A 20,955-nucleotide genomic window follows, 5' to 3' on the forward strand; every position below is an offset into this window, starting at 1 on the left:
CATACGCCTTGCTTTGGCCGCGGTTACAATCGAAATTGAGCCCGCCGGTCAGATCACTTCACGGAATCCATTTCATCTGATGACCCCGACGATTTCTCGTCTCGCTCTCGCAGCCTTCGCCCTCTCCGCGTCAATCCTAACCGCCCAGCCAGCCCTCGCCGCTGTTGCCTGCGGCTCGGGCAATTTCGACGCCTGGCTCGCGGACTTCAAAGCCGACGCCACGGCCAAGGGCGTCTCGCAGCAGGCTGTTGCCGCCGGGCTTGCCGGCGTGACGCTCGATCAGAGCGTGCTCAACCGGGACCGCTCGCAAAAAGTCTTCACCCAGACCTTCGAGGAGTTCTCCGGCCGCATGGTGCCGCCGCGCATGCAGCGCGGCTCCAACATGATGAAGCAGTACGGCTCGGTGCTGTCCCGCATCGAACAGACCTACGGCGTGCCGGGCGAGGTGCTGGTCGCGATCTGGGGTCTCGAGACCGATTTCGGCGTCAACACCGGCAAGTTCGCCACCATCCGCTCGCTGGCAACGCTGGCCTATGATTGCCGCCGCTCCGACCAGTTTCGTGCCGAGCTGTTGGATGCGCTGCGCATCGTCCAGCGCGGCGACCTCGCCCCCGCCGACATGAAGGGCGCATGGGCCGGCGAGCTCGGCCAGACCCAGTTCATGCCGTCGTCCTGGATGAAATACGCCGTCGATTTCGACGGCAACGGCAAGCGTGACCTCTTGCACAACGCACCCGACGTGCTCGCCTCCACCGCCAATTATCTCGCCGGCTACGGCTGGCAGCGCGGCAAGGATTGGCAGCCGGGCAGTCCGAATTTTGCGGTGTTGCAGCAGTGGAACAAGAGCGAAGTCTACTCCAAGACCGTCGCCCATTTCGCGACTCAGCTCGCACGCGCCCCTTAAATAGCAAATAGCGCCCGAGAGGACGCGTAGGGCCGATCGCCCGGCGATCGGCCCTCTCTTGGTGCGTTTACTTACCCATGGTGGCGTTCATCGCCTTGTTCAGGTGCGCGCCGCACACACCCATTTTGCCGTTGAGCAGCGCATCCTGCGCAGCCGCGATCTCCTTCTGCGCCACGAACTTGCTGTCGCCGTCGGCCATGTTCTCGATCGCGGTCTCCGTCTTCTCCAGATTGGCCGAGCTGCAACCGCCCATGGCGTGCTTGGCGGCCTGGGCCGGCGCGACAGCGAACGCGACGGCGGCAATTGCGATAACCCCGAGTAACTTCGTCATGATGTTACTTTCCTTCTCTTCTTCTTGGACAGAACCAGCGACATTGCCGGAATCTGCGACATGACTTTCCTCCGGGCGCGGCAACTTGCCGCAATAAATTCCTCGCGAGAATTGCGTGATGTTGCGCGCGGCGCAGAGGCACCATGCGAAACTTCTGATTTTCATTACACCCTTGTAATGAATGTCACACGTTCGGCGTGTGTGCACCGCACCAGAGAAGCGGTTGCGGTCTGAAACGCGTCAGGGTGAGTTTCGGCGGACTCCTAGCCCGCTCGTCCGGCAGCCCAGAGCGAGTCGGATAGTCTGGACCGTCGCACGGTATCTTTCATATAAATGAACTAATATTCATATCTATAGTTCCACCATCATGCGATTCGCGCATGCTAGACTTGGGTGCAGACGCTGACTGATCGCCTTGAGAACAGCTGGAACCCTCCCTATTTCTATTTCACCGGTAACGAGAGTGGTTGCAGTAAACCCCGTGAATTCACGGTGATTTATGGCAAAGCATTCTCTATTTCGCCTACCCTTTGGGCGAGAGTGCTTCCGGGTTAATCGTCCGTTACCACCGCTATGCACCTCGCGCTTAGCTGCATCGCAACATCGGAACTTTCGCACTGCACCACTCTCACCTATATTCATTTCAACGATGAAGCTCGGGCAAGGGCTGAATCGAACTACAGGAGACTACCAATGCTGCTCTCGCTCATCCGCATGATCCAGGCTTTCCGGGACTATCAGCGCAATGTTGCCGAGCTGTCCCAGCTCAGCGATCGCGAACTGGCCGACATCGGCCTCGATCGCTCGGACATCCCGCGCGTTGCCGCCGGTCAGTATCAGGGCTGATTTCGTTCAGCCCTTCACCGGACGAACCGATAGCGCCCGCCTCGTGCGGGCGTTGTCGTTTCTGATGGCAGAAAACTCCATCTCGGCGATTCCACTGACCGCCGAAAAGCGCTACCTGTCCGCCCCATGACAGGACCCCAATCCAACATTGTGCACGTGATCGGCGCCGGCCTTGCCGGTTCCGAAGCCGCCTGGCAGGTCGCCAAATCCGGCGTGCCCGTGGTGCTGCACGAGATGCGGCCGGACCGCATGACCGAGGCGCACCGCACCGATGGGCTCGCCGAGCTCGTCTGCTCGAATTCGTTCCGCTCGGACGACGCCGTCAACAACGCCGTCGGCCTGCTGCACGCTGAAATGCGCCGGCTCGGCTCGCTGATCATGCGCGCGGCCGACGCCAACCAGGTGCCCGCCGGCGGCGCGCTCGCGGTTGACCGCGACGGCTTCTCGGCGGCCGTCACCAAGGCGCTCAACGACCACCCCCTGATCGAGATCGCCCGCGGCGAGGTTTCAGGCCTGCCGCCGGCCGACTGGAGCAACGTCATCGTTGCGACCGGCCCCCTCACCTCCGCGCCACTCGCCGACGCCATTCGCGAGCTCACCGACGAGAACGCGCTCGCCTTCTTCGACGCGATTGCGCCGATCGTGCATCGCGAGTCCATCGACATGTCAGTGGCCTGGTTCCAGTCGCGCTATGACAAGGTCGGCCCCGGCGGCACCGGCGCCGACTACATCAACTGCCCGATGACCAAGGAGCAGTATGACGGCTTCGTCGCCGCGCTGATCGCGGGCGAGAAGACCGAGTTCAAGGAATGGGAGACCAACACGCCCTATTTCGACGGCTGCCTGCCGATCGAGGTGATGGCGCAGCGCGGCCCCGAGACGTTGCGCCACGGCCCGATGAAGCCGGTCGGCCTCACCAATCCGCACGATCCCACCACGAAGGCCTACGCGATCGTGCAGCTGCGCCAGGACAACAAGCTCGGCACGCTCTACAACATCGTCGGATTCCAGACGAAGCTGAAATACGGCGAGCAGCAGCGCATCTTCCGCAGCATTCCGGGGCTGGAGAAGGCCGAATTCGCCCGCCTCGGCGGCCTGCATCGCAACACCTTCCTCAATTCGCCAAAGCTGCTCGACGGCCAGCTGCGCCTGCGCGCGCAGCCGCGGCTGCGCTTTGCCGGTCAGATGACTGGCTGCGAGGGCTATGTGGAATCCGCCAGCGTCGGCCTGATCGCCGGTCTCTATGCGGCAGCGGATGCGCGCGGCGAGGCACTGGCGAGCCCACCTACTACGACGGCACTGGGATCGCTGCTCGGTCACATCACCGGCGGCCATATCGAGACCATCGAGCCCGGCACGCGCTCGTTCCAGCCGATGAATATCAATTTCGGCCTGTTCCCGCCGCTTGCGAATGCTCCAACGAAGAAGCCCGACGGCACGCGCCTGCGCGGCAACGAGAAAACGGTGGCCAAGAAACAGGCGATGAGCGCGCTGGCGCTCGCCGATCTCGATCGCTGGATCGCCGATCACCTGCGCATCGCGGCAGCCGCGTGAGTTTTCGATGAGTCTTCCCAAAGACGACGCCGCGACACTGTCGGCGCGCTGGACCGAGGGCGTGCTGCTCAAGCGCGACGTGTTCTCCACCGTCGAGCGCGGCCGCTTCCGCGGTGACAGCGGCGAGGTCGACGCCGTGCTGCGCCGGCTCGACGAAGTGCCGTGGTGGTCCTTCGTGCTGGCTCGTCATCTGTTCGCCCGCGAGAAGCATGCGCTGGCCCTCGCCAGGGGGCTGAATGTCGGCCCTGAGCTACTCTGGGCCGGACGCCGCGCGCTAGTCCGCGGCTTTGTCGACGGCGTCGCGCTGCATCTTGCCAAGCCGCATGGCGACCTCGCCTATTTCCGCTCGGCCAAGGCGGCGCTACGCCGGCTGCGCCGCGCCGGCATCTGCCACAACGATCTCGCCAAGGAGCAGAACTGGCTGGTCGGCCGCGACGGCCGCGCCTATGTGACCGACTTCCAGCTCGCGGCCTGCTTCAACCGACGTGGCCGGCTCTACCGCATCCTCGCCTACGAGGACCTGCGGCATCTGCTCAAGCACAAGCGCTCCTACGCGCCCGAGGCACTGACGCCGCGCGAGCGAAAAATCCTGGCAAAGAAGTCATTTGCCGCCAGCCTGTGGCTCGCGACCGGCAAGAAGGTCTATCGCGCGATCACGCGCGGCCTGTTCAACTTCACCGACCGCGAGGGCGGCGGCCGCCGGCTGGTCAACGACGCCCCGGTGCTGGCCGAGCTGATCCGCAAGAACCCGGCCGTGCGCGACACCGCCATCGTCGCCTTCGCTGACCGCCGCTCCGGCGTCGGGCTCTATGCCTTCGTCGAGGCAGATCAGGCCACGCTTGAAGGCGAGCTTCGCAGCGAGCTTTCGGCCGCCAAGGGTCCCAAGCCGCCGGAGCACATCCAGGTCGTACACGCGCTGCCCCGCGATACCAGCGGCAAGCCGCGGACCGAGATCCTGCAACTGGTCGCCATGAACCAGCTCGATCTGATCGAGCCGATGATGAAGAACGACCAGGACCGCGCCTTCCTCAAGGACATCCTGGAACAGCGGAAGAACCTGCGGGACCGTTTCAACTTCGAGGCCGACCTGCCGACAAGCTGACGGGTTGCTCGCGCCTTGAAGCGTCCACATTGGCGATAGAGAAGCGATGGGATCATACGGGCGGCGGGTCATGGGCATTCGGGGGATGATGATGCATCGTGTGGTTGGCGGCGTGATCGCTGGCCTTCTGCTGCTCGCGGCCGCGCCCGCGATGGCCGACTCCCCGGCCGAGCTGATCTCCGGCTTTCGCCTCAAGCACGGTGAAGTCCGCGTCGTCCGCGATTCGACCCTCGACCGCATCGCCATGGACCAGGCCCGCGCGATGGCGGCGAAGGACGACCTCAGCCACGACGCGCTCGGCCCGTTCAACCGGCGCGTCGCACCGGCCGGCGCGGGCCGCGCCGCCGAGAACATCGCCTACGGATACGACAATTTCGAGAAGACGCTCGGACAGTGGATCGACTCGTCCGGACATCGCAAGAACCTGCTGCTGCACAACGCCTCCCGCGTCGGCATCGCCAGCGCCAAAAATGCCAGCGGCAAGCGAACCTATTGGGCCATGGTGATCGCGGGCGACTACGAGCCGAAGGGCAAAGGCAAGGGCAAGAAGGACGGGGAGCCGTTGGTTGCCGTGAAGCGCGAGGCCGCGCCCGCCAGCAAGCCGAAATCCAGCGGCTGCCACGTCAAGCTGCTCGGCCTCTGCATCTGAGGCGAGATAATGTCAGCCGCGGCGCGCGGCCTCGATCGCGGCGACGTCGATCTTCGTCATCCCCATCATCGCATCGAAGGCGCGCTTTGCCTCGGCGCCACCGGCCGCCAGTGCCTCAGTCAACACCCGCGGCGTGATCTGCCAGGAGAGGCCCCATCTGTCCTTGCACCAGCCGCAGGCGCTCTCCTGCCCGCCATTGCCGATGATGGCGTTCCAATAGCGGTCGGTCTCTTCCTGATCGTCGGTCGCGATCTGGAACGAGAAAGCCTCGTTGTGCTTGAAAATCGGACCGCCGTTGAGGCCGAGACAGGCGACGCCAGCCACGGTGAACTCGACGGTGAGCACGTCGCCGGCCTTACCCGACGGGTAGTCGCTGGGCGCGCGATGAATGGCGCTCACTGCGCTGTCGGGGAACGTCTCGGCATAGAAGCGGGCAGCCGCATCGGCGTCCTTGTCGTACCAGAGGCAAATCGTGTTCTTCGCCATTGCGCGTCCCCTTCGGTTCCAGGCCATCACACCGCCATCCATTGAGAATGGACGGCGGTGTGATGTCTTTCGCCTAGATACCCTCTTGAATGCGCCTCACCAAGGCGCGCCAATGCCGCGGCCTATGCGACCCGGGGTTCCGCCACGTCCCTGGCTTTCAGGTCTCGCGGAAGCACCGTCAGCAGCAGCAACGCACAGAGCACGCACAAGCCACCAATGACATAGAGCGCGGGTGTCGTGCTGCCGGTCATATCCTTGACCGAGCCAACCATGACCGGGCTGACGATGCCGCCGACCTGCCCCAGCGTGTTGATGAGCGCGATCCCGCTCGCCGCCCCCGCACCGGTGAGAATTTTCGGAGGCAGCGTCCAGAATGTCGGAATGGCCGCAACCACGCCGGCACCAAGGATGGCAAGCGCGCCAACCAGCGTGACGACATTCCTGTCGAATGCGCCGGACGCGAAGAAGCCCACGGCCGCGGTCAGAATCAAGGCTGCGACAAATTTCGGGCGCTCGCCTGATGCATCCGACAATCGGCCTACGACGATCATGCAGATGGCGCCGCAGATGTAGGGAACGGCGGTCAGGAAGCCGATCGCGGCCGCGCTTCCGCCCCCGGCCGCTTTGATCAGGTCAGGCGCCCAAAAATTGAGGCCGTAGGAGGCGATCTGGATCAGGAAGTAGATGAATCCGAGCAGCAGCACGCCGGGCATGAGCAGCGAGCGCCATGCCGAGTGCTCGCCGATCTCGCTCTTCTGGCGGTCCAGCTGAACCGAGATCAACCGGCGCTCGTTGTCGCTCAACCATTCGGCCTGCTCGATCCCGTCGTCGAAGCGCAGGAGCACGACGAAGCCAAGCGCAACGCAGGGAACGCCGCCGGCCAGGAATAACCATTGCCAACCCGCGAGACCGTGCAGCCCATTCAGATAATTGAGAATGAGGCCTGAGATCGGTGCGCCGATGATCCCCGAGAATGCGGTGGCGAGAAAGAACACGGACGTCATGCGGCCACGGTGCGACTTCGGAAACCAGAGCGTCAGATAGTAGAGAATGCCGGGCGCGAAGCCGGCCTCCATCGCGCCGATCACAAAGCGCAGCGCGTAGAACTGCCACTCGCTATGGACGAAAACCATGGCAGCTGTCGCCAGCCCCCAGGAGATCATGATGCGGGCGATCCAGCGCCGCGCGCCGAAGCGATAGAGCAGCATGTTGCTCGGCACTTCCAAAAGGACGTAGCCGACGACGAACAGGCTGGCACCAAAGCCGTAGGCGGTGTTGCTGAGGCCGAGATCGGCCTGCAACGCGGCCTTGGCGAAGCTGATGTTGACGCGGTCGAAGAACGCGAAGAAGTAACAGACGATGATCAGGGGCATCAGCCGCCACGCGATCTTCTTGATGACTTGATGTTCTGTAATTGCAGTGTCAAGGTCGGCGGTCGCCGTCGTGGCGATTGTCATGGTTTCCTCCATTATGTTTTGAAATTTTGATTGCAGTCGTTCTCAGCCTGCCTGCCGCAGCCGTTCGGGTATCGGATGCAGGTCGAGCGGGCGGCCGGCCTTGGCGACCTGCCCTGGCACTTCATGTCCGATCAGTTCGGGCAATCGGAACGAGAGATCGATCAGGCGCTGCAGATCGAGGCCGGTACGCAAGCCCATCTCATGGCAGAGATTGACGAGGTCTTCGGTACAGACATTGCCCGAAGCGCCCGGCGCAAATGGACATCCGCCGAGGCCGCCCAGCGCAGCGTCGAAGCGGCGCACGCCGGTGTCGCAGGCAGCGAGAATATTGACCAGTCCAAGACCGCGCGTGTTGTGAAAGTGAAGCGTGAGCATGTCCGCGGGGACCAGCATCAGAACCTCGGCCACCAGCTCCGAGACCTGAATAGGATTGGCCATGCCCGTGGTATCGGCGAGCGTGATGCCGTCGGCTCCGAGAGCGAGATAGCGCTTGACGATATCGAGCACCTTCTCGAACGGCTGCTTGCCTTCGAACGGGCAGCCGAACGCGGTCGCAATTGTGGCGTTGACCATGACGCCGCCGGCATGCGCCGGCTTCACGATCTCGGCAAGCGAGCCCAGCGACCGCACATGCGTCAGGTTCATGTTGGCGAGGTTGTGCGTCTCGCTCGCCGACATCACGAAATTGAGTTCGTCGGCACGCGCCGCCAGCGCGAGCTCAGCCCCCTTCCGGTTCGGGATCAGTGCCGTGTAGATCGTGCCGGGACGCCGCTCGATTCCGGCGAAAACGTCTGCCGCGTCGCGCAGTGAGGGGACGGCCAACGGCGAGACAAACGACGAGACTTCGATGCGGCCGAATCCGATCGCGGAGAGCGAATTGATCAGCCGGATTTTCTCACTGGTTTCGACCCATTTCGCCTCAATCTGAAGGCCGTCGCGGGGTGCGACTTCCTGGATCATGATGTCGGGTGACATTGCCATCATTGTACCGCTCCACTTCTGCGCAACTGCGCGATATCGCCTGCCTGCAAGCCGAGGCTCGTCAGCACCTCATCGGTGTGCTGCCCTAGTGTCGGACCGGACCACCTGACCGCGCCGGGCGTGTCCGAGAGCTTTGGCGCAATGCCCGGCATCTTGACGGTGACATCGCCCGGCAATTCGGTCGGCAGGATCATCTCGCGGGCGGCGTAATGGGGATCGTCCACGATGTCGGCGACCGAATAGATCCGGCCTGCGGGAACATCGGCCGCATCGAGGCGCGCGAGGATCTCGTCCATCGTCCGCTCCGAGGTCCACGCTGCAATAGCGCTATCAAGCAACGCGTTGCTACGAACGCGTCCATCATTGCTGGCAAGGGCCGGATCGTCGGCAAGGTCCGGACGGCCGACGACCTGCATCAGGCGCTTGAAGATCGCGTCGCTGTTGCCGGCGATCACGACGTGGCGCCCGTCGGAGCTTGGATATGTATTGGATGGACTGATGCCCGGCAGAGCGCCGCCGGTGCGGGTCCTGACATGACCCATGAGGTCATATTCGGGGACGAGACTCTCCATCAGGTTGAACACGCTCTCATAGAGCGAGACGTCGACCACCTGCCCTCGCCCCTGCCCCGTCTTGACACGAAGCAGCGACATCAGCGCGCCGATCACGCCATGAAGCGACGCAAGGCTGTCGCCGATGCTGATGCCGACCCGCGCCGGCGGGCTGTCGGGATCGCCGGTGGTGAAGCGCAGCCCGCCCATAGCTTCGCCGATCGCGCCGAAGCCGGAGCGATCGCGGTAAGGGCCTGTCTGCCCGTAGCCGGAGATGCGGACCAGTGTCAGGTCTGGATTGAGCTTTGAGAGCACGTCCCAGCCGAGGCCGAGCTTCTCGAGGCTCCCTGGCTTGAAATTCTCGATCACGACATCGGCTTGTGCCGCCAGCCGCAGCGCCACGTCGCGCCCGTCAGGCGACTTCAGATCGATCGCGATCGACTTCTTGTTGCGGGATTGCAGGTACCACCAGAGCGAGGTGCCCTGATGCAGCTTGCGCCATCTGCGCAAGGGATCACCACTGCCGGGTTGCTCGATCTTGACGACCTCGGCGCCGAACTCAGCGAAGAGCCGCGCGGCAAATGGTGCCGCGATCAAAGTTCCGAGTTCTACGACTCGTATTCCGGATAATGGTCCGTCCACGTCTGGCGCTCCTCGATCGTCTTTGATCGTGGTGTCGCCGAGCGCAGGGCCTTAAGTCCAATATCCTTTGATGAACACGCGTTCGCGGATGACGAACGACACGAAGGCCGCCATCAGTGAGGTTTGGTTCCGGGCAATCGCAGATGATCGAGCATCAACTGGCTCGTCGCCGACAATCCCGCGGGATCCCTGGCCACCAGCACGAGTTCGCGATCGGCCCAGTCGTCGCTCAACTCGACGGCTGTCAGGTTCATGCCGTGACTGAGGACCTGGAACGCACGGTCGGGAATGAGGCCAATACCCATGCCGGCCTGCACCATCCGGCACACCGCATCAAAACCCGGGACGTGGACCCGCAACCGGATCGACTTGCCGATCTGCTGCGCGGTATATTGCGAGCGCAGATAGATCGAGCTCGCCGCAAACAGGCCGACATGGTCGTAGTCGAGTGTGTCGGCGAACGAAACGTCTCTTGCCGACGCGAGCGGATGATCGGATCGCACCACGATAACGAGGCGGTCCCGCCGATAGGAGAACCGCTCCAGCCCGCGCGTCGACACGTCGGCCGAGCAGATGCCGATTTCGGCCACGCCCTCCTCGACGCCGCGAACGACATCGGCGCTCGGACGCTCCTGAAGATCGAGCCGCACCAGCTCGTGGGAGCGAAAGAAGCCGGGCAGATCGTCGGGAAGGAATTCGACGATCGACGACAGATTGGCCAGCATCCGCACATGCCCGCGAACGCCGCGCGCATGCTCGGCCATGTCGACGGCGATCTTCTCGACGTTGAGCAGCGTCACGCGCGCATGATGCAGCAGCGATTCACCGGCCGGCGTCAGCGCCATGCCGTTCGGATGCCGCTCGAACAGCGCGACCTCGAGCACCTCCTCGAGATCATGCATGCGTTTGCTGACGGCAGAGGGCGCGATCGCCTCGCGCTGCGAGGCGCGCGTCAAATTGCCTTCCTCACAGATGGCGATGAACAGCCTGAGGGTCGTGAGGTCGATCCGTCGGGTGATGTTGGTCCTGGGCGTCCCGGTCATTGAGCGGGATTGCGTTTTCTCTTGCATGGTCTGTTCCCGATCCGGGAAGATATAACGTCCGAAGTCACCGGGTTTCTCAAAATCCGGGAAGAAAGACCGCCGATTTGGAATCCGATACCAAGACGAGGCAATAATCCGCCATTTTGTTCCAATCTGCACATGAGCTTGCTCGCGCTCGTCAACGCGCCTAATTCATGGGATCGGGACAGCAGAGGCGGAGACCAGCATTGATCGACATCGACCGGATACGTTCCGACACCCCGGCCGCCTGCCGCCTCGCTTATCTCCACAATGCCGGCGCGGCCCTCATGCCAACTGCCGTCGTCGCGGCAATGAAGGACCACATCGATCTGGAGGGCGAGATCGGAGGTTATGCCGCTGCCGACCGCGAGTCCGATCGGCTCGATGCGGTCTATGGCTCCGTAGCGCGCCTGCTGAATGCCGCCCCCGATGAGATCGCCCTCATGGAGAACGCGACAATTGCCTGGCAGATGGCGTTCTACGCGCTTCCGTTTCGCCAGGGCGATCGGATCCTGACCGCCGAAGCCGAATACGCTGCCAACTACGTCGCGTTTCTTCAGGTCGCAAGGCGCACGGGCGCGATCATCGATGTCGTGCCGAGCGATGCCAGCGGCGAGCTCGACGTCCACGCGCTCGAGCGCATGATCGACGAGCACGTGAAGCTGATCGCCATCACCTGGGTTCCGACCAATGGCGGATTGGTCAATCCCGCGGCGGCGATCGGCAGGATCGCGCGGGCGCACGGGATTCCCTATCTGCTCGACGCCTGTCAGGCGGTCGGCCAGATGACGGTCGACGTCGACGCCATCGGCTGTGACATACTGTCGGCGACGGGGCGCAAATTCCTCCGCGGCCCGCGCGGCACGGGCTTTCTCTACGTTCGTCGCGAGCTGCTGCAACGGCTCGAGCCACCGATGATCGATCACTTCGCCGCGCCCTGGGTCTCGCGCGGTGAATATCGGCTCCGTGACGATGCCCGCCGTTTCGAGACATGGGAGAACAATTACGCCGCACGTCTCGGTCTCGGCACTGCCATCGATTATGCCCTCGCGATCGGCCTCGGCCCCATCGAGCAGCGCTGCCGTCTGCTTGCGGACCGTCTTCGCGGCGGCCTCGCCTCCGTTCGCGGCGTGACCATTCGCGACCTCGGACGCGCACCGGGCGCCATCGTCAGCTTCACGATGGATGGGTATGAGGCGGACGCCATCGTCAGCAGCGCCGCTGCAGCGGGCATCACCATCGGCGCTTCGGATCCGGCTAGCACCCGCATCGATGCCGAAGTCCGCTCGCTACCGCCGGTCGTGCGGGCCTCCCCGCATTACTACAACACGGAAGCCGAGATCGATTGGCTGATCGGCCACCTCGCGGATTTGGCGCCGCGATAGTGGCGCGCGCCACTCAGGTACAGCGCGCACTCAAGCCGGATGCGCCGAGCTTGGCCATGACCTCGTCCAGATGCGCGCTGTCGCGGGTCTCGATGACGAGCTGAAGCAGCGTCGCCTTGGCCGGCAGGTCGGAGAAGGTCCGCTGATGCGAGACCTCGATGATGTTGGCGCCGGCCTCGGCCAGCAGTGAGGCGACGGCAGCCAATTGCCCCGGCCGATCGGGGATGTCGAGCGACAACTGGGTCAGCCGTCCTTCGCGTGCCAGCTCGCGCGTCAGAACGGATGCGATCAGCCTGGTGTCAATGTTGCCGCCGCTCAGGACGAGGCCAACCTTCTGGCCGGCAAAGCGGGACGTATCGGACATCAGCGCGGCAAGTCCGGCTGCGCCGGCGCCCTCGACGACGGTCTTCTCGATCGAGATCAGGGTTGCGACCGCACGCTCGAGCTCGGCTTCGTTCACCAGCGCGATGTCGTCGACGAGGCGGCGGACGATCTCGGTCGTGATCTTGCCCGGCGATTTCACCGCGATGCCTTCGGCGAGCGTGTCGCCGCGCGCGGGCAGATTGCCGTCATGGATGGCGTTGTACATCGAGGGGTAGAGCCAGGCCTCGACGCCAAGAATCCGCACTGACGGCTTGATCGATTTCGCGGCAATGCCGATGCCGCTGATCAGGCCGCCGCCGCCGATCGGGACCACCAGCGTATCGAGCTCCGGCACCGCCTTCAGCATCTCGAGCCCAACAGTGCCCTGCCCCGCGATGACGAGGGGGTCGTCGTAGGGGTGGACGAAGATCATGCCGTGGGCCTCGCCATGGCTTCGCGCATGTGCGGCCGCCTCCTCCAGCGTCGCGCCCGTCACCACCACCGCGGCGCCGTGGTGCTTGGTGTTCTCGACCTTCACCATGGGCGTGCCGACCGGCATCACGATGGTGGCGGGAATGCCGAGCCGCTTGGCGTGATAGGCGACGCCCTGCGCGTGGTTGCCCGCCGACATCGCGATGACGCCGCGCGCACGCTCCTCCGGCGTCAGCGCGGTGAGCCGGTTGAGCGCACCCCGCTCCTTGAACGAGGAGGTGAACTGGAGGTTTTCGAATTTCAGCCAGATGTCGCAGCCGCAGATGTTGCTCAGCGTGCGGCTGTAGCTGCAGGGCGTCTCGACGACGGCGCCGCGGATGGTGTCGGCGGCGGCATGAATGTCGCCCAGAGCGACCGGCAAGCCGCTGAGATCGGGGGATATGTTTTGGGACAACTCAGCCATAGGACAGCATAGAGCATTTGGCCGTTTGAGGCGACAAGCCGGCCGCTATTTGGTAAATTCTCGGGAACGTGAAGCCCGCCATAGCGTCCATAGCGTGCGCAGTCGCGACGGGGGCTGCGACGCAAACGGATTGCGACCGGGTTGCGACAGGCGCTTGAGGTCACCCCGCACCTGGCTCAGCAACAGAAACGCTGGCCGCGCCGGCGCCGGCACCTCCGGCAACAGCGACAAGGCCGTCGTCAAATGCTGCTCGGCTTCGCCCACGAGCTGGCCGAGCACCGCATGCAGGTTCGGCGTCTCCTTGCCGGCGAACACGTCTTCCATCTGGCAACCATGAGCCGCCAGCAGCTGCTGCGGCAGGAACAGTTGCCGATGCGCCGAGTCGCGCGGCAGATTCGCAATCACCTGCGCGATGCCCTGGGCGAGCCCGGCATGCCTTGCGACATGCTCGGCCGCTTCCGAAGGTGGCGCCATGACCCGCGCCGCGAGGGCAAACAATGCCGAACAGGTCGCGTCCAGATAGCCCTCCAGAGCCGCCATGGTCGGCATCGGATCGTTGTAGAGGTCGAACTGATGCTCGTCGGCGAGCAGCGACAACGGCTCGACCGGCAGGTCGAAATCGCGGATCGCACGCAATAGCTCTGCCGCCACCGGATTGCCCTCGGCGCTGCCGTGGACGTGGCCCGACAGCATGTCGGTCCACCATTGCAGGCGGATTTCGCCGGGCAAGGGCTGGCTCACCTGGTCGCGGACGCGGACGATCTCGACATTGAAGGCATAGAGCGCCAGCAGCGCCTGGCGCTCGGCGGCCGGCGCAAACAGCGTTGCGGCATAGCGCGGAAAGTCATGGCTGCGCACGAGGCTGGCGCAGAAGGCGACGGAATCGGCCGGAGGCGCAGCGCTGCTCATGGCACGGCGATCAGCGCGGCCGCGACGCGGCGCCGCTCGCCGATCATGATGTTGTAGGTGCGTACGGCGGGACCGGTCTGCATCGTATCCAGCACCACCCTCACCGCCTTCAGCGCCTGCCGCAGGTCCGGCGGCGGCAGCCAGACGCCGGTTCCGGTGCCGATCAGAAGCGTGTCGATGCTGTTGGCCGCCGTGAAGACGCGATCCAGCGAATAGCGGTCGATCTTCGTCGGGTCCGTCACGTCCCAGGCCCAGATCGCGTCGGGCAGGCAGAGCAGCGATCCCCGATGCGACATGCCGGCAAAGGCGAAGCCGCCCTTACCATAGGCTTCGATCGGCGCCGAGCGGGGAAAATGCGGTGCGTTGGGATCGCCGGCCATGTGCTTCGTCCGAATGAGCTTACTGCCCTCGCAAACGCCTGCGAGGGCACGCGGTTCGGATCATGCCTTGTTTTTCTTCGCCGGCGTAGCCGTATCGGGCGCATCTTCGCGATGCTCGCCGACGCCGAGATAGATCAGGATCGGGGCCGCGATGAAGATCGAGGTATAGGTACCGACCAGCACCACGCCGAACATCATCACCGCCGTGAAGCTGTGGATGGCATGGCCACCGAACAGCAGCAGAGCCAGCAGCGCCAGCGTCACGGTGAAGTGGGTGATGATCGAGCGCGACAGGGTCGAATTGATCGACTCGTTGAGCAGCTGCGGCATCGGCATCTTCTTGTAGCGGCGCAGCATTTCGCGGATACGGTCGTAGATGACGACGGTGTCGTTGAGCGAGTAGCCCAGAATGGTCAGAAGGGCCGCGATGCTGGTCAGGTCGAAATCGACCTGGCTGATCGACATGAAGCCGATCGTCAGCACGATATCGTGCACGTTGGCGATCATGGCGCCGAGCGCGAACTGCCATTCGAAACGGAACCAGAGGTAGATCAGGATCGAGACGATCGCGAGCATCAGCCCGAGCATGCCGTAGGCCAGCAGCTCGCCGGAAACGCGCGGTCCCACCACCTCGACGCGGCGATATTCGACGGAATCGCCGAGCGCACCGCGCACCTTCTGCACCGCTTCCTGCTGGGCAGCGTCGCCGCCCGGCTGCTCCGCGACGCGGATCAGGACGTTCTCGGGGCCGCCGAACTGCTGCAGCTGGACTTCGCCGAGATGCAAGGCATCGAGCGTCGTGCGCATCGCGGCGATGTCGGCAGCGCCGGACTTGGCCTGCACTTCCAGCAGCGTGCCGCCGCGGAAATCGATGCCGAAATTCAGGCCATGGGTGAAGAACAGCGTGATCGCGACGATCGACAGCGCCGCCGAGATCGGGAAGCTGATCCGGCGGAAGCGCGTGAAGTCGAAATGCGTCTCGTCCGGGACGATGCGCAGCGACGGCAGCAGCCCGAGCGCTGCGACCACGGTGAGAACGGCAATAAGGATGCCAAGCCCGATGAGAACGTAGTGAGTCACAATCAGGCTCCTAGATCGGCACGCTCTGCGGCCGCTTCCACCGCACCCACCAGGCCACGATCAGCCGGGTCAGCGTGAAGGCGGTGAACACCGTGGTGATGATGCCGATACCGAGCGTCACGGCAAAGCCGCGCACCGGGCCGGTGCCAATGTAGAACAGCACCGCGGCGGCAATGAAGGTAGTGATGTTGGAATCGAGGATGGTCGCAAGGGCCCGCTTGAATCCGGCATCGATCGCCGAGATCGCATTGCGGCCGCCCCGCAGCTCCTCACGGATGCGCTCGTAGATCAGCACGTTGGAGTCGACCGCGATGCCGACGGTGAGCACGATGCCGGCGATGCCGGGCAGCGTCAGCGTGGCGTTGAGCAGCGACAACAGGCCGAAGATCATGGCGACGTTGATGGCGACCGCGATGTTCGCGAACACGCCGAACAGCCGGTAGGTCAGCAGCATGAAGATGATGACCAGGATCGAGCCGACATAGGCCGCAAGCTCGCCCTTCTCGATCGAGTCCTGGCCGAGGCCCGGACCGACGGTGCGCTCCTCGACCACCGTGAGCGGGGCCGGCAGCGCGCCGGCGCGCAAGAGGATCGCAAGATCGTTGGCCGATTGCACCGTGAAATTGCCGGAGATCTGGCCTTGGCCACCGGTGATGGGCTCGCGGATGACGGGCGCCGAGATCACCTTGTTGTCGAGCACGATCGCGAAGGGCAGCCCGACGTTTTCCTGCGTGGCCTGCGCGAACTTGCGCGCGCCCGAGGTGTTGAACTTGAAGCTGACCACCGGCTCACCCGTGCGCTGGTCGAAGCTCGCCTGGGCGTCGGTCAGGTCGCCACCGGCAACCAGCACCTGCTTCTTGACCACATAGGGCGTGGGCGGCGGCGAGGCGCTCATCAGCAGCTCGGATTCCGGCGGCAACCGCCCCTGCTGCGCCTGATCCGGCGGCACGGACGCATCGACCATGCGGAATTCCATCTTCGCGGTCTTGCCCAGCAATTCCTTCAGGCGAGTCGGATCCTGAAGACCGGGGACCTGCACCAGGATGCGGTCGTTGCCCTGGCGCTGGATGACGGGCTCGACGGTGCCGAGCTCGTTGACGCGGCGTTCGACGATCTGGATCGACTGCTCGATGGTCTTGCGCATGCGGTCGAGCATCGCAGCCTGCGGGATCGTCAGGCGGATCACGCCGCCGCCGGCATCGGTCACCTCAAGGTCGCGCTGACCGCTGGATCCCATCAGTCCGCCCAGCGGCTGGGACAGCTCGCGCAGCTTGGCGAGCGCCGGCTGCACGTCGGATTCCTTGGTGATGCGAACCTCGGCCGCGTCGTTGCGCACGGTCACGCCGCCGGTGAATCCGATCTTGGCATCGCGCAGCGTCCGGCGAACGTCGTCGCGGACCTGGTCCAGCCTCTCCTTCTTCACATAGCTGGAATCGACCTCGAGCAGCAGATAGGAGCCGCCCTGGAGGTCAAGGCCGAGCACGAGCCGGCGCTGCGCCCAGGCGGGCCAGGTCTTGACCTGCGCTTCGGGGAAGAAGTTCGGGACCGCGCAGAGGCACACGATCAGCGCCGTCAGGATAATCCCGAGCGCCTTCCACCGCGTGAAATACAACATCGACTGGACCTGTCAGATCAGGAGACTTGGGATGCTCGCGGAAGCGCTCACTTCGACGCGGCGTCGTCCTTGGCGGCTTCCTTGCTATCCTTGGATTCTTTCGCCGGCTCGCCCTTGGCGCGCACGCCCGAGATCATCTGGCGCATCTGCCGCACGCGCACGCCGTCGGAAATCTCGAACTCGATCTGGTCGTCGTCGACGACCTTGGTGACCTTGCCGACGAGGCCGCCCGAGGTCACCACGGTGTCGCCGCGGCGGATGTTCTTCACGAGGTCGGCGTGGTCGCGCACCTTCTTCTGCTGCGGACGCAGAATCAGGAAGTACATGATCACGAAGATCAGGGCGAACGGCAGCAGCGACATCAACATGCTGTTGGTGTCGCCGGCGCCCGCAGCCTGGGCATACGCAGGGGTAATCAGCATTCGGACGATCCTCGTGGAAACGGGGGAAAACCGGTCAGGCCCTCAAAGGCGACCGGTTCGGTCAAATTCGCGCGGACTATAGCGGCCATTGCCCCAATTGCAACGCTGCCAGACCGTCGATTTGGCCACCTTGCGGCGCGCCCTCAGGCCCGATAAGGCTGCATTCTCAGGAACTTCGGACATGCCCAAAAAACCAAGCAAAAGCCCGGCCGGCAAAGGCCCCCGCACCCCTGCCAGGACGCCTGCCCGCGTCGCGGCAAAACGTCCCAAGGCAACCCCCAAGGTAGTCGCTAACCCAGCCCCGGACCTGTCCCAGGACCGCGTCGTCCGCGCGCTGGAGACGATCGCGGCGCACCTCGCCGCCCAGGGCAAGCCCGCCGTCGAACGCGATTCGTTCGAGCGGGCGGACGCCTATGTCTGGCACCCCGACGGCCGCCTCGCTGCGGTGCCGCGGGTCAGCCGCGTCGAGCTGTTCCTGCTGAAGGGCGTCGACCGGATGCGCGACATCCTGATGGAGAACACCGAGCGTTTCGCCAACGGCCTGCCGGCCAACAATGCCCTGCTCTGGGGTGCGCGCGGCATGGGCAAATCGTCGCTGGTGAAGGCGGCGCATGCCAGCATCAACGCGGAGCGCAAATCGGCCGACAAGCTGAAGCTGATCGAGATCCATCGCGAGGACATCGAGAGCTTGCCCGCGCTGATGGAACAGCTGCGCGCCTCATCCTTCTACTTCATCGTGTTCTGCGACGACCTGTCCTTCGACGGCAATGATGCGTCCTACAAGTCGCTCAAGGCGGTGCTCGAAGGCGGCATCGAGGGCCGGCCCGAGAACGTCATCCTCTACGCAACCTCCAACCGCCGTCATCTGCTCGCGCGCGAGATGATCGAGAATGAGCGCTCGACCGCGATCAATCCCGGCGAAGCCGTCGAAGAGAAAGTCTCGCTGTCGGATCGCTTCGGCCTGTGGCTCGGCTTCCACCGCTGCAGCCAGGACGAATATCTCGCCATGGTGCGGGGCTATTGCAGCCATTTCGGCATTAAGGTCGACGACGAGGCGCTGGAGCGCGAAGCGCTGGAATGGTCGACCACGCGCGGCTCCCGCTCGGGCCGGGTCGCCTGGCAGTTCGTGCAGGAGCTCGCGGGACGGCTAGGCGTGAGGCTGACGGCGAAGTAGCGGTCGGATCGCAACCCGGCTACGTGCCGCCCTTCCCCGAAGGGCGCGTGCCTTGCTTCGTCATCATGTGCCGGGTCGGCGTGACGGGACTTTCAGGCGCGGCGGGCGAGATCGCAAGGGAATCGCGCGCGAAGGCCACGCCTGCTACACGCCGGCACTACGGCCTCGGTGGTGGTCACCGGAACGAGCTTCGACGGCGACCAGGTGCCACCGGCTGCCCGTGTGTTGCAAAGAATGATCAGCAAACTGACAAGCCGCAGCTTGATTGCTGCTAGTATTTTCTGACGATGGGCTTTGTCGTCGGAGGTGCTCCGGGCGCGGGCGGCGAGACAGAGAAGGTGACCCAGGTATTCCAGCCCGATGGCCGGTTTTCCGCAGCGAACTCGCCGTAAGCTTTCAAATTGAGATAGCCCTGCATGTCGCCGACCGGAAACAGGAATCCAATCTGGGGGCCGATGCCGACCACTTGGGACTGGAAGCAGCCGACACGGTCACCTGAACCGCTGTCGCAGCCGAGTTGCTTGTAGACATAGCCCACGAGGCCAACCATGACCTGCTTCGACAGGAATTGCGATGCACCCCAGTCGAAGTGCATGTCGACGCCATTTTGATACTGCGTTGCAGTGTTCTTGAAATTGTAGGTGAAGCCGAGCACGCCGGAGAGTTCGTGGCCGGTCTGCGGATTGAAATAGGTGTAGCCGCCACCGGCGTCGATCGCGCCGTGTCCGATGCCTATATTCGACAGGCGATCGGATTGGTAAGCGCCGACCGGGATGCCGCCCATGATATAGGTCATGTAGTTGTGGACCCCGGCGTTCCAGCGCAATTGGAATACCGGCGCTACATCCGCAAAGCCCCATGTGGTGTCGCTGATGGTGTCGGACCGCGCGAAGGGAACAGGGGCGAGCGGCGGCGCCGAGATCACACCGGACAAAGTCCCTGCTAAGCTGGTGCCGACGACGCCGTAGGCTCCCAGGAGGGACACCGACGCCTGGCCGCCGAGAACCGGCGTTGCGAATACATAGGTCGGGAGCACAAAACCAAGATCGCCCGTGGCGTTGACGTTCAAATTCAGATTTGCATTGAGGGTGCCGTTGACGGGAACCCTATTGAGCGTGAATTCACGCGCACGCGCGACGTCGGCGCCAGCGGATACGGAGGTGTGATAGTAGATATTCGTTAGCGACCAACCCGGCTGCAGCGGTGTAGCCGCCAAGCTTCCAAAAAAGCCGGGGACCCAGAAGCTGACGCCGCCTTCATCGGCCGACGCACATTGGGAAAAAAACATGATCGAGGGCGCCAAGACCAATGCAGCAACGCCAAGTCTGCGTTGACGTGCTGATTTCGGTCGCTCACTCTCCGCCGCCAGTGCAACTTCCGCTGTCATGTCGTGCCTCGTGAGATGTGTGGCCGCCGAATACAACTCGGCGACAAGCGTACCCCCGAGGCGACCGGGGCTCATCATGTAAAATTCAACGGGGATAGGTCTGTCGTAAAAAAGATCAATGCTGCGACCAAAGAGCCACATCCGCTAACCCAAGTCCGGTCGGGCGCCACGGCAGACCTACTGCAAACCTCTCATAGCTGGAAATGTTGAGTATGCAGTTTGTGCCACCGATTCTATTTTCGGCCCCCACCAACGAGTGAGAAAAAAAGCAAGCTCGCATTACCGTTCGCCGGCGTCTCTTGCTGCAACGCGATGCCAGCCGTTGTTCGGTCGCATAGTGAGCCTCACGACCGCTTATTGGTAATCGGGTGTGACCAAGAGCAAAGTTGCCAGACGATGAACCTCAAGCTCACGCTCGTCGCCGTTGTTCTAGCGTCAGTCTTCCGCACCTGTGTCCACTCTCCCATTCGAGGATGCGGTCGATGCTCACGCCGGAGCCGATTACGCCAAGGCCCTGCGTCTTGTTCGTCCGCTGGCCAATGATGGTGACGCCGCAGCCCAATTCAATCTTGCTGAGTTTGCGAGCTATCGCGAACTGAGGCAGCATTTGTGACAGGATAACGATTGATGCGACGCGGTTAGAGAGAGGGACTCAACCTCGCAGTTGCCCGAATGTCACCGCATCGAAGATTGCACGAATGGTTTGATCTGCATCAAACAAGTCGGTTGGCTGGAAAGTGCTTCTGGGAATATGTTTCGGAGTTGTGGCCTACCTTGA

At 63.7% G+C, this 20,955-nt stretch carries 20 protein-coding genes; 7 read left to right on the forward strand and 13 right to left on the reverse strand.

Annotated elements, in window-relative coordinates; translation table 11 throughout:
• Positions 1–79 precede the first annotated feature (79 nt).
• Complete coding sequence (locus tag ACKWRH_RS23310) at positions 80–904, forward strand: lytic murein transglycosylase (protein ID WP_445215419.1); 825 nt, start codon at positions 80–82, stop codon at positions 902–904.
• Between the two features lie 67 nt (positions 905–971).
• Here the strand turns inward: ACKWRH_RS23310 and ACKWRH_RS23315 are convergent, their stop codons facing one another.
• A complete protein-coding gene (locus ACKWRH_RS23315; RefSeq protein ID WP_445215420.1) occupies positions 972–1,235 on the reverse strand; it encodes a hypothetical protein in 264 nt (87 codons plus the stop codon).
• 693 nt (positions 1,236–1,928) lie between these two features.
• Here ACKWRH_RS23315 and ACKWRH_RS23320 point away from each other — a divergent pair.
• The 4 genes from ACKWRH_RS23320 (at position 1,929) to ACKWRH_RS23335 (ending at position 5,386) form a co-directional block, all read left to right on the forward strand.
• Complete coding sequence (locus ACKWRH_RS23320) at positions 1,929–2,081, forward strand: DUF1127 domain-containing protein (protein WP_007590701.1); 153 nt, start codon at positions 1,929–1,931, stop codon at positions 2,079–2,081.
• 126 nt (positions 2,082–2,207) lie between these two features.
• Positions 2,208–3,635 (forward strand): methylenetetrahydrofolate--tRNA-(uracil(54)-C(5))-methyltransferase (FADH(2)-oxidizing) TrmFO, encoded by a 1,428-nt coding sequence (gene trmFO, locus ACKWRH_RS23325; RefSeq protein ID WP_445215421.1) that lies wholly within the window; start codon positions 2,208–2,210, stop codon positions 3,633–3,635.
• Between the two features lie 7 nt (positions 3,636–3,642).
• On the forward strand, positions 3,643–4,737 hold the full coding sequence (locus ACKWRH_RS23330; RefSeq protein WP_445215422.1) for an AMP-binding enzyme: 1,095 nt from the start codon (positions 3,643–3,645) through the stop codon (positions 4,735–4,737).
• Between the two features lie 91 nt (positions 4,738–4,828).
• Complete coding sequence (locus ACKWRH_RS23335) at positions 4,829–5,386, forward strand: CAP domain-containing protein (protein WP_445222461.1); 558 nt, start codon at positions 4,829–4,831, stop codon at positions 5,384–5,386.
• A 12-nt stretch (positions 5,387–5,398) separates the two neighbouring features.
• Here ACKWRH_RS23335 and ACKWRH_RS23340 read toward each other — a convergent pair whose 3' ends face one another.
• From ACKWRH_RS23340 to ACKWRH_RS23360, 5 genes are all read right to left on the reverse strand, one after another.
• The gene (locus ACKWRH_RS23340) at positions 5,399–5,872 is read right to left on the reverse strand and encodes a VOC family protein (RefSeq protein WP_445215423.1); all 474 of its coding nucleotides are present in this window, start codon (positions 5,870–5,872) and stop codon (positions 5,399–5,401) included.
• A gap of 122 nt (positions 5,873–5,994) precedes the next feature.
• Positions 5,995–7,329 carry an MFS transporter gene (locus ACKWRH_RS23345; protein ID WP_445215424.1) on the reverse strand — a complete coding sequence of 445 codons (1,335 nt, stop codon included), beginning with the start codon at positions 7,327–7,329 and terminating at the stop codon, positions 5,995–5,997.
• Positions 7,330–7,371: 42 nt separating this feature from the next.
• Entirely contained in the window at positions 7,372–8,313 is a 942-nt protein-coding gene (locus ACKWRH_RS23350) for a hydroxymethylglutaryl-CoA lyase (RefSeq protein ID WP_445215425.1), read from the reverse strand.
• The gene (locus ACKWRH_RS23355) at positions 8,310–9,503 is read right to left on the reverse strand and encodes a CaiB/BaiF CoA transferase family protein (protein ID WP_445215426.1); all 1,194 of its coding nucleotides are present in this window, start codon (positions 9,501–9,503) and stop codon (positions 8,310–8,312) included. Before ACKWRH_RS23355 ends, ACKWRH_RS23350 begins: the two co-directional genes overlap by 4 nt.
• A 113-nt stretch (positions 9,504–9,616) precedes the next feature.
• The gene (locus ACKWRH_RS23360; RefSeq protein WP_445215427.1) at positions 9,617–10,573 is read right to left on the reverse strand and encodes a LysR family transcriptional regulator; all 957 of its coding nucleotides are present in this window, start codon (positions 10,571–10,573) and stop codon (positions 9,617–9,619) included.
• 200 nt (positions 10,574–10,773) lie between these two features.
• On the opposite strand from ACKWRH_RS23360, the gene ACKWRH_RS23365 reads away from it, so the two are divergent.
• On the forward strand, positions 10,774–11,952 hold the full coding sequence (locus tag ACKWRH_RS23365) for an aminotransferase class V-fold PLP-dependent enzyme (protein WP_445215428.1): 1,179 nt from the start codon (positions 10,774–10,776) through the stop codon (positions 11,950–11,952).
• 13 nt (positions 11,953–11,965) lie between these two features.
• Here ACKWRH_RS23365 and ACKWRH_RS23370 read toward each other — a convergent pair whose 3' ends face one another.
• The 6 genes from ACKWRH_RS23370 to yajC are packed head-to-tail and all read right to left on the reverse strand — an operon-like array spanning position 11,966 to position 17,616.
• Positions 11,966–13,210 (reverse strand): threonine ammonia-lyase, encoded by a 1,245-nt coding sequence (locus ACKWRH_RS23370; protein WP_445215429.1) that lies wholly within the window; start codon positions 13,208–13,210, stop codon positions 11,966–11,968.
• Between the two features lie 45 nt (positions 13,211–13,255).
• Positions 13,256–14,119, reverse strand: coding sequence for a phytoene/squalene synthase family protein (locus ACKWRH_RS23375; protein WP_445215430.1), 864 nt, complete (start codon positions 14,117–14,119; stop codon positions 13,256–13,258).
• Complete coding sequence (locus ACKWRH_RS23380; RefSeq protein ID WP_028152342.1) at positions 14,116–14,499, reverse strand: Mth938-like domain-containing protein; 384 nt, start codon at positions 14,497–14,499, stop codon at positions 14,116–14,118. Before ACKWRH_RS23380 ends, ACKWRH_RS23375 begins: the two co-directional genes overlap by 4 nt.
• Before the next feature lie 60 nt (positions 14,500–14,559).
• Positions 14,560–15,579 carry a protein translocase subunit SecF gene (gene secF / locus ACKWRH_RS23385; protein ID WP_445215431.1) on the reverse strand — a complete coding sequence of 340 codons (1,020 nt, stop codon included), beginning with the start codon at positions 15,577–15,579 and terminating at the stop codon, positions 14,560–14,562.
• Positions 15,580–15,589: 10 nt separating this feature from the next.
• Complete coding sequence (gene secD / locus ACKWRH_RS23390) at positions 15,590–17,194, reverse strand: protein translocase subunit SecD (protein WP_028152340.1); 1,605 nt, start codon at positions 17,192–17,194, stop codon at positions 15,590–15,592.
• A 47-nt stretch (positions 17,195–17,241) separates the two neighbouring features.
• Positions 17,242–17,616: a preprotein translocase subunit YajC gene (gene yajC / locus ACKWRH_RS23395; RefSeq protein ID WP_014495068.1), complete on the reverse strand. Its 375-nt coding sequence runs from the start codon at positions 17,614–17,616 to the stop codon at positions 17,242–17,244.
• A gap of 181 nt (positions 17,617–17,797) precedes the next feature.
• Between yajC and ACKWRH_RS23400 the strand changes: the two genes are divergently transcribed.
• Entirely contained in the window at positions 17,798–18,790 is a 993-nt protein-coding gene (locus ACKWRH_RS23400) for an ATP-binding protein (protein WP_445215432.1), read from the forward strand.
• Positions 18,791–19,061: 271 nt separating this feature from the next.
• On the opposite strand, the gene ACKWRH_RS23405 is transcribed toward ACKWRH_RS23400, so the two are convergent.
• The gene (locus ACKWRH_RS23405; protein WP_445222462.1) at positions 19,062–20,078 is read right to left on the reverse strand and encodes a SphA family protein; all 1,017 of its coding nucleotides are present in this window, start codon (positions 20,076–20,078) and stop codon (positions 19,062–19,064) included.
• Positions 20,079–20,955 lie beyond the last annotated feature (877 nt).

The sequence above is a fragment of the Bradyrhizobium sp. Pa8 genome, from assembly GCF_052588265.1.